13 protein-coding genes are annotated in these 14,047 nt (G+C 58.9%); 4 read left to right on the top strand and 9 right to left on the bottom strand.

The genetic code is table 11. The features are described from left to right. Positions 1-260: 260 nt before the first annotated feature. The 3 genes from gnd to ACXX9E_RS20380 are packed head-to-tail and all read left to right on the top strand — an operon-like array spanning position 261 to position 3,567. Positions 261-1,241 (top strand): phosphogluconate dehydrogenase (NAD(+)-dependent, decarboxylating), encoded by a 981-nt coding sequence (gnd, locus tag ACXX9E_RS20390; protein ID WP_123468975.1) that lies wholly within the window; start codon positions 261-263, stop codon positions 1,239-1,241. After that, positions 1,238-2,761 (top strand): glucose-6-phosphate dehydrogenase, encoded by a 1,524-nt coding sequence (zwf, locus tag ACXX9E_RS20385; RefSeq protein WP_123468973.1) that lies wholly within the window; start codon positions 1,238-1,240, stop codon positions 2,759-2,761. Before gnd ends, zwf begins: the two co-directional genes overlap by 4 nt. Next, on the top strand, positions 2,758-3,567 hold the full coding sequence (locus ACXX9E_RS20380; protein WP_458556063.1) for an HAD family hydrolase: 810 nt from the start codon (positions 2,758-2,760) through the stop codon (positions 3,565-3,567). Before zwf ends, ACXX9E_RS20380 begins: the two co-directional genes overlap by 4 nt. A 60-nt stretch (positions 3,568-3,627) precedes the next feature. On the opposite strand, the gene nhaB is transcribed toward ACXX9E_RS20380, so the two are convergent. The 3 genes from nhaB to ACXX9E_RS20365 form a co-directional block, all read right to left on the bottom strand. Beyond that, a complete protein-coding gene (gene nhaB, locus ACXX9E_RS20375; RefSeq protein ID WP_186746906.1) occupies positions 3,628-5,130 on the bottom strand; it encodes a sodium/proton antiporter NhaB in 1,503 nt (500 codons plus the stop codon). A gap of 110 nt (positions 5,131-5,240) precedes the next feature. After that, positions 5,241-6,530: an NHL repeat-containing protein gene (locus tag ACXX9E_RS20370; protein ID WP_186746908.1), complete on the bottom strand. Its 1,290-nt coding sequence runs from the start codon at positions 6,528-6,530 to the stop codon at positions 5,241-5,243. A gap of 281 nt (positions 6,531-6,811) precedes the next feature. Next, positions 6,812-7,078 (bottom strand): hypothetical protein, encoded by a 267-nt coding sequence (locus ACXX9E_RS20365; protein WP_123468967.1) that lies wholly within the window; start codon positions 7,076-7,078, stop codon positions 6,812-6,814. A 355-nt stretch (positions 7,079-7,433) separates the two neighbouring features. On the opposite strand from ACXX9E_RS20365, the gene ACXX9E_RS20360 reads away from it, so the two are divergent. Next, positions 7,434-8,759, top strand: coding sequence for a sigma-54 dependent transcriptional regulator (locus ACXX9E_RS20360; RefSeq protein WP_016983762.1), 1,326 nt, complete (start codon positions 7,434-7,436; stop codon positions 8,757-8,759). A gap of 99 nt (positions 8,760-8,858) precedes the next feature. Here the strand turns inward: ACXX9E_RS20360 and fapF are convergent, their stop codons facing one another. The 6 genes from fapF to fapA form a co-directional block, all read right to left on the bottom strand. Then, positions 8,859-10,166, bottom strand: a complete 1,308-nt coding sequence (gene fapF / locus ACXX9E_RS20355; RefSeq protein WP_186746911.1) for a fibril amyloid transporter FapF — start codon at positions 10,164-10,166, stop codon at positions 8,859-8,861. A gap of 45 nt (positions 10,167-10,211) precedes the next feature. Continuing rightward, a complete protein-coding gene (fapE, locus tag ACXX9E_RS20350; protein ID WP_267801880.1) occupies positions 10,212-10,958 on the bottom strand; it encodes a fibril amyloid subunit FapE in 747 nt (248 codons plus the stop codon). A gap of 44 nt (positions 10,959-11,002) precedes the next feature. Next, the gene (fapD, locus tag ACXX9E_RS20345) at positions 11,003-11,683 is read right to left on the bottom strand and encodes a fibril amyloid maturation endopeptidase FapD (RefSeq protein ID WP_186746915.1); all 681 of its coding nucleotides are present in this window, start codon (positions 11,681-11,683) and stop codon (positions 11,003-11,005) included. A gap of 63 nt (positions 11,684-11,746) precedes the next feature. After that, entirely contained in the window at positions 11,747-12,754 is a 1,008-nt protein-coding gene (gene fapC / locus ACXX9E_RS20340) for an amyloid-like fimbrin subunit FapC (protein ID WP_186746918.1), read from the bottom strand. Positions 12,755-12,827: 73 nt separating this feature from the next. Further along, on the bottom strand, positions 12,828-13,403 hold the full coding sequence (fapB, locus tag ACXX9E_RS20335) for a fibril amyloid subunit FapB (protein WP_128615491.1): 576 nt from the start codon (positions 13,401-13,403) through the stop codon (positions 12,828-12,830). Position 13,404: 1 nt separating this feature from the next. Then, a complete protein-coding gene (fapA, locus tag ACXX9E_RS20330) occupies positions 13,405-13,854 on the bottom strand; it encodes a functional amyloid chaperone FapA (protein ID WP_458556062.1) in 450 nt (149 codons plus the stop codon). Positions 13,855-14,047 lie beyond the last annotated feature (193 nt).

Raw genomic sequence — 14,047 nt, 5'->3', positions numbered from 1 at the left:
ATGGCGTGTCTCAACTGTAAGTAGCCCCCGGTTTCGAGGTGCTCTCTTACTATCGGCGCCGATTTTGATTTCTTTTGCCTGTGAATGGAACTTTTTTATTTTTCATGGTCGGTGTGTCTTCGGCAGGATTCGGGGCGTTATCAGTCTGGATCGGGCACAATGCCCGGAAACTTCATCGCAACGCTCTGGACTAACCTCCATCAGTCGCGTTGGGCTATAACCAATGACACACATTTATTTGTAGTAAGGAGCATCAGCACATGCAACTCGGGATTATTGGACTGGGCCGCATGGGCGGCAATATTGCGCGGCGTCTGATGCTCAACGGTCACACCACCGTTGTTTACGACCGCAATACCGCTTTCATCGACAACCTGGTCGCCGAGGGCTCCACCGGCGTCGCCGACTTGCCGGCACTGGTTGCCGGCCTGGCCAAACCGCGCGCGGTCTGGGTCATGCTGCCGGCCGGCGCGCCGACCGAAGACACCATCAACACCCTGAGCACTTTGCTCGAAGCCGGCGACACCATCATCGACGGCGGCAACACCAACTATAAAGATGACATTCGCCGCGCCAAGGCCTTGGCCGAGAAGGGCCTGCACTACATTGACGTCGGCACCTCCGGCGGCGTCTGGGGCCTGGAACGCGGTTACTGCATGATGATCGGCGGCGACGCCGAAACCGTGCAGCGTCTCGATCCGCTGTTCGCCGCACTGGCGCCGGGCATGGGCGACATTCCGCGCACCAAGGACCGCAAGTCCGAGGATCACCGCGCCGAGCACGGCTATATCCACGCCGGTCCTGCCGGTGCCGGGCATTTCGTGAAGATGATCCACAACGGTATCGAGTACGGCATGATGGCGGCCTTCGCCGAAGGCTTCGACATCCTCAAGACCAAGTCCAGCGAACGTCTGCCGGAAGATCAGCGTTTCGATCTGAACGTGGCCGACATCGCCGAAGTCTGGCGCCGTGGCAGCGTGGTTTCATCGTGGTTGCTCGACCTGACCGCTGATGCGCTGGCGAGCGATCCTAAGCTTGACGGCTTCTCCGGTTCGGTAGCGGACAGCGGCGAAGGCCAATGGACCATCGAGGCTGCCATGGAACAAGCGGTGCCGGTCCCGGTGCTGTCCAACTCGCTGTTCTCGCGCTACCGCTCACGCGGCCAGGGCACTTTTGGCGACAAGATTCTTTCGGCCCAGCGCTTCGGCTTCGGCGGCCACGTGGAGATACCGAAGAAATGACCCATACGATCCGCAGAAAATCCAAGGCAGAACCCGCACCACCGACCACGCTGTTTCTGTTCGGTGCCCACGGCGACCTGGTCAAGCGCTTGCTGATGCCGGCGCTGTACAACCTCAGTCGCGACGGCTTGCTTGACGAAAATCTGCGGATCGTCGGCGTTGACCACAACGCCATTACCGATGAAGCCTTCGCGCAAAAGCTCGAAGACTTCATCCGTACCGAAGTGGCGGCGAAGGTCGGCAAGGGCGATCAGATGCTGGATCCGGCCTTGTGGGCCAAGCTCGCCAAAGGTATCAGCTACGTCCAGGGTGATTTCCTGGACGACAGCACTTATTCCGCGCTGGCGGCGAAAATTGCCGACAGCGGCACCGGCAATGCGGTGTTCTACCTGGCCACCGCGCCGCGTTTCTTCAGTGAAGTGGTGCGCCGACTGGGCAGCGCCGGTTTGCTTGAAGAAACTCCCGAAGCGTTCAGAAGGGTGGTGATCGAGAAGCCGTTCGGCTCCGACCTGCAAACCGCCGAAGCGCTGAACGCCTGTTTGCTCAAGGTAATGTCCGAGAAGCAGATCTATCGGATCGACCATTACCTGGGCAAGGAAACCGTGCAGAACATTCTGGTCAGCCGGTTCTCCAACAGCTTGTTCGAAGCGTTCTGGAACAACCATTACATTGACCACGTGCAGATCACCGCCGCCGAAACCGTCGGCGTTGAAACCCGTGGCAGTTTTTACGAGCACACCGGCGCACTGCGCGACATGGTGCCCAATCACCTGTTCCAGTTGCTGGCGATGGTTGCCATGGAGCCGCCGGCCGCGTTCGGTGCCGATGCGGTGCGTGGCGAGAAGGCCAAAGTGGTCGGGGCGATTCGCCCGTGGACCGTCGACGAGGCGCGAGCCAATTCGGTGCGAGGCCAGTACAGCGCCGGCGAAATCGACGGCAAGGCGTTGAACGGTTATCGCCAGGAAGCCAATGTTGCGCCGGACAGCACCACGGAAACCTATGTCGCGCTCAAAGTCATGATCGACAACTGGCGCTGGGTCGGCGTGCCGTTTTACCTGCGCACCGGCAAGCGCATGAGCGTGCGCGACACTGAGATCGTCATTTGCTTCAAACCGGCGCCGTACGCGCAGTTCCGTGACACCGAGGTCGACGAACTGCAGCCGACCTACCTGCGTATCCAGATCCAGCCCAACGAAGGCATGTGGTTCGACCTGTTGGCCAAACGCCCGGGACCCGCGCTGAACATGGCCAATATCGAACTGGGCTTCGCCTACAAGGATTTCTTCGAGATGCAGCCGTCGACCGGTTACGAGACGCTGATCTACGACTGCCTGACCGGCGACCAGACCCTGTTCCAGCGTGCCGACAACATCGAGAATGGCTGGCGCGCCGTGCAACCGTTCCTCGACGCCTGGCAGCAGGACGCGAGCGTGCAGACCTACGCCGCCGGTGAAGATGGCCCGCAAGCCGCCAATGATCTGCTGACTCGCGATGGTCGCGTCTGGCATGGTCTGGGATGAGTCACTCGATCCGCTTTTTGCTCAGCGACATGGATGGCACGCTGTTGCTGCCTGATCACAGCCTGAGCCAGCGCACCATTGACGCCGTGCGCTCGTTGCGCGAGGCCGGCGTGTTGTTCAGCCTGGCGACCGGGCGCCCGCCGAAGGCCATGTTGCAGCAGATCGAAGCCTTGGGCGTCGATCTGCCGACCGCGGCGTTTAATGGCGGCACCCTCGTCAATCCTGACGGCAGCTTGCTGGTGGCGCATTACCTGCCAGCGCCGACGGCGTTGATTGCCCTGGCAACGTTCGCCGATCAGCCGGAGGTCGAAATCTGGGTGTTCAGCGGTGGCGACTGGCTGCTCAAGGACCCTCACGGCCCGATGGTGCCGCGCGAACAACACGGCCTCGGTTATCCGCCGGTGGTGGTCGAGAGTTTCGAGCCGTACCTGGAGCGCATCGACAAGATTGTCGCCACCAGCCACAACACGGATCTGCTGATCGAGCTTGAGGCGCGTCTGCAGGAGCAGGTTAACGGCATGGCGCAGGTCTCCCGTTCGCAACCGGTGTATCTGGACGTAACGGCGCTGGAAGCCAACAAGGGCAGCGCGCTGGCGACCATTGCCGCGCATCTTGGTATTGCGCTGGAACACACTGCTGCGATTGGTGATGGCGGTAACGACCCGGCGATGTTCCAGTGTGCCGGGCTGTCGATTGCCATGGGGCAGGCGGAAGAAGCGGTGAAGCGGCAGGCCGATGTGATTACCGGGCCAAACACTGAAGATGGTGTGGCGCAGGCCATCGAGAGATACATCCTCCCGCGCTGAACAAACGCAAAAACTACTGTAGGAGCGAGCGGGCTCGCTCCTACAGATTATTCGCTGTGATTACAGCCAGTAGCTCACGGCATACCAGCCCAGCAACCCCATCACGAAGGTGTACGGCAACGCCATCCACACCATCCGCCCGTACGACAGGCGCACCAGCGGTGCAATCGCCGACGTCAGCAGGAACAGGAACGCGGCCTGGCCATTGGGCGTCGCCACGCTCGGCAAGTTGGTGCCGGTGTTGATCGCAATCGCCAGCGTCTCGAAATGCTCGCGGCTCATGTGGCCGGCGAGGAATGCCTGCTTCACTTCGGTGATGTAGATGGTGGCGACAAACACGTTGTCACTGATCGCCGACAACAGGCCGTTGGCAATGAACAGCATGCCGGGTTGCTGATCGGCCGGCAGCGCCAGCACCCACTCAATCAGCGGTGCGAACAGTTGTTGGTCGTGAATCACCGCCACCACCGCAAAAAACACCACCAGCAACGCGGTAAACGGCATCGCGTCCTTGAATGCACTGCCCAGACGATGCTCGTCGGTGATCCCGGTAAACGCGGTGATCAGCACGATCACCATCAAGCCGATCAGACCGACTTCCGCCACGTGAAACGCCAGACAACCGATCAGAATCAGCGCCGCGGCACCTTGCACCAACAGTGCAGCGCGTTGGCGCGCCGTGCGCTCGGCGTTGTCTTCGGCGGCGTAGTTGGCCAGGACGGCGCGCACGTTATCAGGCAGCAGCGTGCCGTAACCGAACCAGCGCAGCTTCTCCAGCAACACACAGGTCACCAGACCCGCCGCCAGCACCGGCAGCGACACCGGCGCGACTTTCAGGAAGAACTCGCCGAAGTGCCAGCCCATCTCATGGCCGATCAACAGGTTCTGCGGCTCACCGACCAGCGTGCACACGCCGCCCAGTGCGGTGCCGACCGCGCCGTGCATCAACAGGCTGCGCAGAAACGCACGAAACTGTTCCAGATCTTCGTGATGCAGCTTCGGCAGGTTCTGGTCGTCGCCAAACTCACTGTCCTGACGCGGGTCATTGCCTGAGGCGACGCGGTGATACACCGAATAAAAGCCTACTGCGGCGCTGATGATCACCGCCGTCACGGTCAAGGCATCGAGAAACGCCGACAGAAACGCCGACAAAAAGCAGAACATCAGCGCGAGGATCGCTTTCGAACGCACGCCGAGCAACAGTCGCGAGAACAGGAACAGCAACAGATCCTTCATGAAGTAGATGCCCGCCACCATGAACATCAGCAGCAGGATTACCGGGAAGTTGTGCACCAGTTCATCGTAAAGCGCCTGCGCGGTGGTCATCTTCAGCAACAGCGCTTCGATCAGCAACAGGCCGCCAGGCATCAGCGGATAGCACTTGAGCGCCATGGCGAGGGTGAAGATGAACTCGATCACCAGCAACCAGCCTGCGGCGACCGGACCCACCGTGAACAGCACGAGGGCGTTGAGAATCAGGAATCCGACGATGGTCGCCTTATACCAGCGTGGCGAGTGCCCGAGAAAATTATGCGCGAACGCCTGGGCCATTGAACCGGACATCGGTTGCTCCTTGTATTTAGAAGCGAGCAAGTTGCCGGATGTGTCTGACAAGTTCAAGTCGTGAATGGCGAAACACGTTCCTCAATACCGTAGGCGCTGCCAAGGGGGCATTACTGATTGAGGTATCGCGCAACCATTGCCCGGTAGTTGCCATCCAGCGAATAACCGCCGACGAGGAGTGCACCATCCGCCTGCACGGCCAGCGAATTGGCGGTGTCCAGGCTGCGGCCCAGGCGCGTGCGCAACCAGCCGCGACCTTCACCGAAACTCGGATCGAGATGACCGTCAGGGCAGTAGCGGGCGACGATGAAATCAGCCTCGAACCCGCCGATGGTCGCGCCGACCGCAATCAGGCGGCCGTCGGCCATGCGCTGCGCCGCGCTCCACTGACAACCGCTGGAGCCGATTTCCAGCAGCTGTGGCAGGCCGGCGTTGTGGTGCTGGTCGGGGCGTCCGTTGGTGTGCAGGCTGAGCGCCAGGCAACGGATCGGATCGCGGCTGCTGCCGAAACAATGCAGCGCTTCGGCGGATTCCAGCACCTGACTGACCAGTGCACTTTTGCCGTGGGCCTTGAATGCAAGGAAGCCGTCCACTGCGAAACGTTCGTCCAGACGACCATCGGGCAGGTAACGCGCCAGCAGGCCTTCCTGAGGAAAGTCGATGGAGCCGGCGACCACGATACGTCCGTCGTCCTGCAGCAGCAGGCTACTGAGCCAGGTATTGAGCAAGAGATGCCGGATCATGACAAAGCCTCGACCGTTGAACGACTGGTCCAGGCGCCCGTCGGGCTTGAGGCGGATCAATATGCCGGCATGGTCGGCGAGTTCGAAGTGATGATTGGCGATCAGCAGGATATGCCCGTCTGGCTGGACCGCGAAGTCGCAGGCCTCGGCGCCCGGTACGCCCGGTGGCAGCCAACTGTCGCGGGTGCCCATGGACAACTCGCCTGGCAGACGGACGATTTGCCGGCCGTTATCGCCGAAGGACTGCTGCAGATGACCGTGGGTATCGAACAAGGCGAGGGCGGGCAAGGTGCGATGGCTGTTTTCATAATGCAGGCCGGCCAACAGGATGCGCCCGTCAGGCAGCGTCTGCACCTTGCTGGCGGAGGCTTCGAAGCCTGAGGCAAACGCGTCGATCACGCTGCCCTGATGACCGAAGGTCAGATCGGCGGAGCCATCGGCGAGCAAACGTGCCAGGCCGAAGCGGCTGCCTTCGGCGATGCCGACTTTCGCCGCCACAAGGATTCGGCCTTGGGCATCCAGTGCGACACCCTGTGTCAGGCTGGACAGGCTGCCGGCAAAGTACACCTGAGCGACACCGCTGCCAGCGAATGTCTTGTCGAGTTGACCGGCATTATTCGATAACGTCGGGAGGGCATAGGCGTTCAGGCTGGACATGCACGCTTCTCCTTGCGAGTTGACCAACGCCGCGAGCCGGCCGGCAAACTGCATGAGCGGAACATTCAATCCCTGAACAGCAGGAAGTACAACTGTAAGAACTAACAGGTGGAGGGTCACACTGTGCCAGAACAGTGTCTTTTTGAACCAATAGCAAGCCTGCCAAGCAGTTACGCTTGAACCCGTTGCAAAAGTTGTACAGGCGTACGCGAAATTAAATCGCTATGGCAACTAACAGGAAGCGGGCGGATAACTGAAAAGTTATCCGCAGCATCCCGCTATCAATGTGGCATCGACCAGGATTGCAGCATGTAACCTTCTTCGCTCAGTTCGGCGCGAGCCTGTTGCAGCAGTTGCTCGAGTTGGGCCGGGTCGGAGTAGGCGCTGCTCGGAATCTGTTTGCGGCCGATGTGCGAGTTGGTGCGGTCGATAACGGTCAGGCTCAGTTCGCCATTGCCGTCTTGTGGAGCCCAGGCCACGCATTGAAAAGGTTTAAAGGCGTGGTTGGCAATCAAAAGAGCTTCGTTGATACGGAGCGGGGCGGTCATGGGGTCTTCTCTCTGTAGTGCCCAATCAAGTGATATGCCGTCGGTTGGGCTTACCGTTCGGCTGGTTACTTGTACTGATGCACGCAACCCTCTGACAGGTCACACATGTCACAAAGAAATTTCAACTTTCTTTCATATCGCTGGTTTTATGAGTGCTTTTGTAAGCTGGATGAAAGCTTCATGGCACAAATCAGTCGATAGCTAACTAACAAAGCCGCTGCTTATAACTAGTTCGCCTGTACGCCTATAAGCAAACGATACAAGGTCCTGTCAAATTCTTGCTAATGTTACAGCCAGGTCTGCCAAATGACTGTTTTTAAAACCTTTTCCTAAAATTTGGCGCCAAGGAACAGTCATGAGCGAAGCGCCTGCGTTACGACGTTTACTGGTGGTCGATCCTTGCGACGACTGTCACCGATTATTGCCCGGTTTACGCGCGGTAGGGTGGGATGTCGATAGCTGTACCCTGGAAAATGCTGCCGACCGCAGTTGTGATGTCGGCTTGCTGCGCTTGCAGCCTTTTCACCTCGAGCGACCCGAAGCCGTCAAGGAACTGATCAGCCGCAGTGGCACCGAATGGATTGCCGTGCTGAATCAGGAAGTTTTGCGGCTGCAGAACGTCGGCGACTTCGTTTGTGAATGGTTCTTCGATTTCCACACCTTGCCGTTCGATGTGTCGCGGGTCCAGGTCACTCTTGGCCGCGCCTTCGGCATGGCGCGCTTGCGCGGGCAGGGGACGATTCATGTCGACCAGCCCGAACACGAATTGCTGGGTGACAGCAAACCGATCCGCGAGCTGCGCAAGTTGCTCAGCAAACTGGCACCGACCGAATCGCCGGTCTTGATTCGCGGCGAAAGCGGTACCGGTAAAGAACTGGTCGCGCGCACCTTGCACCGTCAGTCTCAGCGTCACAGCAAACCGTTTGTGGCCATCAACTGCGGGGCGATACCCGAGCACTTGATTCAGTCCGAGCTGTTCGGTCACGAGAAAGGCGCCTTCACCGGCGCGCATCAGCGCAAGGTCGGGCGCATCGAAGCGGCCAACGGTGGCACGCTGTTTCTCGATGAAATCGGTGACCTGCCGCTGGAATTGCAAGCCAATCTGTTGCGCTTCCTGCAGGAAAAACACATCGAACGCGTGGGCGGCAGTCAGCCGATCCCGGTCGACGTCCGGGTGTTGGCGGCGACCCACGTTGATCTCGAAGCCGCTATCGAGAAAAAACGCTTTCGCGAGGACCTGTATTACCGCCTCAACGTGCTGCAAGTGGTCACGGCGCCGTTGCGCGAACGCCACGGCGATCTGTCGATGCTGGCCAACCACTTTTCCCACTTCTACAGCCACGAAACCGGCCGACGCCCGCGCAGTTTCAGCGAAGATGCGTTGATCGCGATGGGCAAGCATGACTGGCCAGGCAATGTGCGGGAACTGGCCAACCGCGTGCGTCGCGGTCTGGTGCTCGCTGAAGGCCGGCAGATTGAAGCCCGCGATCTGGGACTGATCAGCCAGCACTCGATCGCCACGCCGATGGGCACCCTGGAAGATTACAAGACTCGCGCCGAACGCCAGGCGCTGTGCGATGTGTTGAACCGGCATAGCGATAACCTGAGCGTTGCGGCCAAGGTACTGGGGGTTTCACGGCCGACGTTTTATCGCCTGCTGCATAAACATCAGATTCGCTAGACGCCGAAGATCAAAAGATCGCAGCCTGCGGCAGCTCCTGCATGAGAGATGTGTAATCTCTGTAGGAGCTGCCGCAGACTGCGATCTTTTGCTGTGGCTTTAGAAGTAGTACGGGAATTTCAGGCTAAAGGAAAAGTCCGGGGCATCGTCGGTCAGACCGATCGACAGGTTTGGAACAATGGTCAGGTTGTCGGTGGCTGCAATGGTCATGCCGACGTTGAAGTAACCGGCGTTGGCGTCGCTGGACACCACCGATTGCCAATCGCCGCCATCCTGTTTCAGCTTGCTCTTGCGCTGCACCAGGTCAGACATCGAGAACGACATACTCATCTTCTCGTTCAGCGCAAACGCGACACCGGCGCCGATCTGGAAGCTGTCGCCGATCTTCACCTTGCCCGGGTTTTTCTGGTTGACGGTGGAGCTGATGTCGTCAAACGATTCCTCCAGGTTGTGGGTGTAGGACAAGCTGCCGAACAGCACGGCCGGATCGAACGTCTTGACCAGCGAGATCCCCGGGGTGACCGACCAGACGCCGTTGCCCGTCGGCAGGGTGTCCGGCACGAACAGGTTGGAGTTGGCGTCGGTCTGGCGCAGTTTGATCCCGAACGGATCCTTGCCGGTAGGCGCCTTGACGCGCAAGGTGACCACGGCATCCGGCGTGTTGACCGACTCGTCGAGGAACTTGTAGGCGATGCCGAAGTTGACGTCGCCGATGGTTGGATCGCGATCAACGTCCTGTTCGGTGGTGACGTTGGATGCGCCGCCATTGCCGCCGCCGGACTGATAAGTCGAACTGCGGTAGACCACCGGCACGTTCAGGTCGAACTGCCAGCGGTTGTCGAAGTTGTAGCGACCCGTGAGGTCGAGGGTCCAAGTGTCGGCCTTGATCCGGTCCAGGTTGATGTTGCCGAGAAAGATCGAGTCCAGTGCCAGGAAGCCGTTGAGGATCAACTGACGGGTGTCGTAGCGCGAATAGGTGATGCCGGTTTCAACGCTGAATTTGCCCCCGCCGAAGAAGCCGCTGGCCTCGTCGTACAGGTTGGACACACTCTGTGCCGGTTGCGAATCGTCTGCCAGCGATTGCCCGTAAGAAGCACCACTGCCCCCAGCCGCGCCCCCCGACGCTGCGGCGGCACCGGTACCGGTAGCCACTTTGGGATTGCCTTTCATGTCAGACGGCGACTTGGCCAGACGTTTGGGTTGCGGTGCCGCCGGCTGGTCTTCGACCTGGCGGACCCGTTGTTCGAGCACCGCCAGGGCCTTTTGTTGTACTTCGTAGCGTTGCTTCAGCTCCAGAAGCTCTTGTTTCAGGGCCTCTACGTCGGCGTCCGGTGCCGCTTGCAGCATTGCTGCAGGTAGAAGTGTGCTCAAACATACAGCGGCACGCAGTGATACTGATCGATACATGAATAAGCCGTCCCTTTAAGCCCAATGATCGAGACTCAGCGTAGTTCAATATCCGATATTGCGTAGTGCCCTGAGTTGAGTCAGGTTGCAGTCCAGTGCACCGGCGCTCATACCGTTATTGTTCAGGACGACGTTGAGTTGAGTCATGTTGTTGACCACGTTGGCACTGCCCAGCAAGCGCGTGTTCTGCAGCAAGCCACCCTGAGCGACTTGTTGCAGCGCCGTGCCCTGGTTTCCCGAGGCCTGGATCGCCATCTGCACGCCACTGCCGGAGGCCGAAACGGCGACGCTGCCGGCGGCGTTGCTGGCACCGATGGTCTGCCCGGCCATCAGGGCCTGGCCTTGTGCGGGCGCCAGTGGTGGAGGGGTGTTGGCTTCTTTTACATTGATGGCCACATTGTTATTGGCGGTGTTGCCGTCACCGGCGGCGCGTACGCTCTGGGTCACGCCCTGGCTGCTGTTGAGGCCGGCGCCACCGGAGATCGTGCCGGTACCCGCCGCGAGGGTGCTGCCGTTGCCGTGTTCCTTGATCGTTTGCACATAGAATTCAGGTTTTACCGTTGCAGCTTGAAGTTGCATCGAGGTCGAAGCCCCGATCAGATCGCCACTGGCGTTGCGCCAGGTACTGCTCATGACAATGCCGAAGCTGATAATCCGCCCCGGCATGACGTAACGACCACGTAGTTCGGACAACTCCTTGTCCTGTATCTCGATAGGTTTGAATCCTGCATTGGCATAGCCTGACGCACTCGCTGCCAGGCAGGCGGCGGCCAGCCAGTATGAGGTTTTCATTTGCTGCTCCCGGGACATCCAGCCCCATTCTTTATAATCGGCGATTAAAAGAAGTCGCTCTGTATGAACCCGAAGTCCATCAATTCAGCATCTTTGACCGGGTTGAAGCCATCCAGCTTGTTCTTGGCCGTCAGCGGTACAGGAGGGCTACGCAAGGCGTTGGCCTTGTCATATCCGGGACCGACGATGGCGAAAACGATGCCGTTCCAACCTTTGACAAAGTCATCATGTTTGTAGCGTTTATGGCCGAGTACCGGGTCTCCGATGTAAACCCAATCCTTGTCCGAACGCTGCAGCACGACGAAATGCTTGTAGCCGCGAATTTCCATCAGTACCACCACCGGGATGGTTACAGCGTCGAGTTTTTCCGGTGGGATCTTGTAGCCCCTGGCGCGCATGCCGATGCTTTCTATGTAGCGCTTCATGTCGAGCATGGAAAACCCTTGAGTACGAACAAGGTCCTGGTCTGCGTTGACCAGCATGCCTTTGATGATGTGCTCCTCATCGACGTCGAGCCAATAGGCCTGGCGTAACACCGTTGCCAGTGCGGCAGCGCCGCAGCTGAAATCGGTTTTCTGTTCGACAATGTCGGCAAACTTGCGCTCACGAATGCTTTGCACGTCCTTGTAGATCAGCGTGCCACCGGGCAGGGCAGCCACGGGCATCTGACCGGCCTGAGTCAGGCCACAGACACAAAGCAGAGCGAAAAGGGCAGTTTTACGCATGATCGATACGCCTTTGCGGACTGAGGAAAAGCCCCGTTTCCGGGGCTTTCGTTTCGATCGCGATTACATGCAGGCTTTGCAACCTGCAGCGATGGACAGCGAGTTGCTTTGTTGGTTGCCAACACCTGCGGCGTTGTTGTAACCAGCGTTGCCGGAGAAGTTGTTACCAACGTTGGAGATGTTTGCATTGTTGGTCACAGGGTTTTTCCAGCCGTCTGGGGTCAGCACTTGTTGCGTGGTTACACCAGCGAGACCGAAGATGCCGACAGCTTCAAAGGTCGCTTTCTGATCTTTGCTGCCGCCGTAGCCGCCATTACCACGGTCGTTGTCGCCATAACCGCCACCACCATGGCCTTTGTCGCCTTCGATGGTCGCTTTGCCAGCTGCCACGAATGCGCCGGCAGCGGTGAAGGTGCCTCTCAGAGTATCGGTTTTGTAGGTTTGAGTGCCGTTGTTGGACACAGTCAACCCAGTGGAGCTTTGGTTGGCAGCGGCAGCAGCGTTAGCTACACGACCACCGGATACAGCGATGGCCAGGTTGTTTTTCTGTTGGTTAAAGTTGCCGGCACTGTTGTTCACACCGATGTTGCCGGAACCACCGTTACCCACGTTGTTGAGGCTGGCATTGTTGGTTGTGGAGTAGTTGGCAACCGCGTTGTTGTTGTTGACCTGAGTCGCGCTGGAAACGGACACGGCACTGCCGAAGATGAAGCTTTCGTCGGCAGTTGCCAGTGCAGCGGCGTTGTCTTGTTGGTTGCCATCCCCGGCGGTGTTGTTCATGCCGACGTTGCCGTTGGTGCCATTGGCGGAGTCGCGAACGGAGGCATCATTTTTGGTGCCTTGGTTGCCAACCAGGTTGCCATCGCTGTTCTGCGTGTCGAGTACGGCAGCACCAGCGCCGGCGCCGATTTGCAGAAGTTGTTCCAGGGTAGGGCCTTTTGGTTCATGGTTGCCATGACCATTGCCGTGCCCGTTACCATGATCGTCATCACGACCGCCTGCCTGTGCTGCGATTGCCATCACTGCTGCAAGTGCGAAAACCAGTGGTTTGAGAGCCATTGTAGGTTTCATGGTGTTTCTCCATCGTGCTTATTAGTTGGTTAAGTGTTGGTACTTTCTAATTGCACTGCTTTTGTTGTTTGGGTCAGTCTGCGACCCGGATGCTCAGGGTGTTAGCCATTCGGTTCCCCACCCCGGCACTCTGGTTCACCTGGATTACCCCTCGGCTGCCGGTGAAGGCCTGATCACTTGTCGTGACCTGGCGACTGCCGGATGAGGTACCAGTTGCTCCTGAGCTCGGTAAAAGCGCCACGTTCTGTTGTGAAAGGGCACTGTCGTCAACGCTCTGCGGGGCAGCACTGATGCTGACGCGTGTCACGTTGGCCATCTGGTTGTTGGCACCGGCACCCTGGTTCACACCCAGGATCCCGTTACCATTACTGAAAGAATTGCCGCCAATGGTGGTGCTGGCGTTCATCGACGGGTTGGCAGGTGTATCGAGTGTTTGCCTGACGATGGTCGTAGCGCTGGCATTGGTGCCGATAGCGATCGCCTTGGTGTTGGTCTGTTGCATCTGGTCGCCGGCGGCCTGGTTAACGTTGAAGTTGCCGCGGTACTGGATACCGGTGTCCTGAATGTCGGCGTTGTTCACTGAAACGGGATCGGCGGCCATTGCACCGGCACAGCCGAAAAGGGCAAGCAGCAGAAGGGAATGATTCATCTCATTGGCCTCCAGCCATGCGGGTCAGCGGTGCCAGACCGCTGCTCAGCGAGCGATTGATCGTGTTGGAAATCGTGCCGCCGCCACCGCCGCCGTGTCCGCCACTCATGCCTGGCAGGCCGTTGGGGTTGGTCAGTACGTTCATGCCGGGCATGTCCGAGTTCGGCGTGATCACATTGCTGCGAATCGAACTGCCGCTGGCGACACTGGCAAACTCACCGTCATTGAGTTCGGTGCTGGTCATCGCCTGATTGATTCGACTGGAAGGGTTGGCATTGACCGTGGTTGGATAGGGGTCTTTGCCGCCGCTGCGCCCGATGGGAATGGGCTGGACGTCGCGGTTGAGAACGATCACGCCATTGCCTTCGGCCTGAACGTTGAAACTGATGAATGTGCTGGCTGCCGATCCAATCAGCAGAAGGCAGGTCAGGCCTTTATTGAAGTTCCCCACGGCGGCAATTCCTTCTTCAGTGGGCTGGCTCTTGTCAGCGTTGGGAAGGAGAGAGCGAAAGCTGTGCCGCTTTTGAATTGTTTTTTAAATTCAATGGGTTGTGAGAAAGGTGTGCGCTAATGACACATAATCTGTTTCAACGCTGATACAGTCACCCGGCTGTGAGGTCGTCTGTTGGCGCCATAAAGCTCTG

Source organism: Pseudomonas sp. GNP014, from assembly GCF_054344005.1.
The sequence above is the reverse complement of the archived record's forward strand: the minus strand, read 5'-3'. Positions and strand labels throughout refer to the sequence as shown.

Excerpts from the sequence above, each read along its gene's own strand:
- gnd (WP_123468975.1), top strand. The coding sequence starts at position 261 with ATGCAACTCGGGATTATTGGACTGGGCCGCATGGGCGGCAATATTGCG.
- zwf (WP_123468973.1), top strand. The coding sequence starts at position 1,238 with ATGACCCATACGATCCGCAGAAAATCCAAGGCAGAACCCGCACCACCG.
- ACXX9E_RS20380 (WP_458556063.1), top strand. The coding sequence starts at position 2,758 with ATGAGTCACTCGATCCGCTTTTTGCTCAGCGACATGGATGGCACGCTG.
- nhaB (WP_186746906.1), bottom strand. The coding sequence starts at position 5,130 with ATGTCCGGTTCAATGGCCCAGGCGTTCGCGCATAATTTTCTCGGGCAC.
- ACXX9E_RS20370 (WP_186746908.1), bottom strand. The coding sequence starts at position 6,530 with ATGTCCAGCCTGAACGCCTATGCCCTCCCGACGTTATCGAATAATGCC.
- ACXX9E_RS20365 (WP_123468967.1), bottom strand. The coding sequence starts at position 7,078 with ATGACCGCCCCGCTCCGTATCAACGAAGCTCTTTTGATTGCCAACCAC.
- ACXX9E_RS20360 (WP_016983762.1), top strand. The coding sequence starts at position 7,434 with ATGAGCGAAGCGCCTGCGTTACGACGTTTACTGGTGGTCGATCCTTGC.
- fapF (WP_186746911.1), bottom strand. The coding sequence starts at position 10,166 with ATGTATCGATCAGTATCACTGCGTGCCGCTGTATGTTTGAGCACACTT.
- fapE (WP_267801880.1), bottom strand. The coding sequence starts at position 10,958 with ATGAAAACCTCATACTGGCTGGCCGCCGCCTGCCTGGCAGCGAGTGCG.
- fapD (WP_186746915.1), bottom strand. The coding sequence starts at position 11,683 with ATGCGTAAAACTGCCCTTTTCGCTCTGCTTTGTGTCTGTGGCCTGACT.
- fapC (WP_186746918.1), bottom strand. The coding sequence starts at position 12,754 with ATGAAACCTACAATGGCTCTCAAACCACTGGTTTTCGCACTTGCAGCA.
- fapB (WP_128615491.1), bottom strand. The coding sequence starts at position 13,403 with ATGAATCATTCCCTTCTGCTGCTTGCCCTTTTCGGCTGTGCCGGTGCA.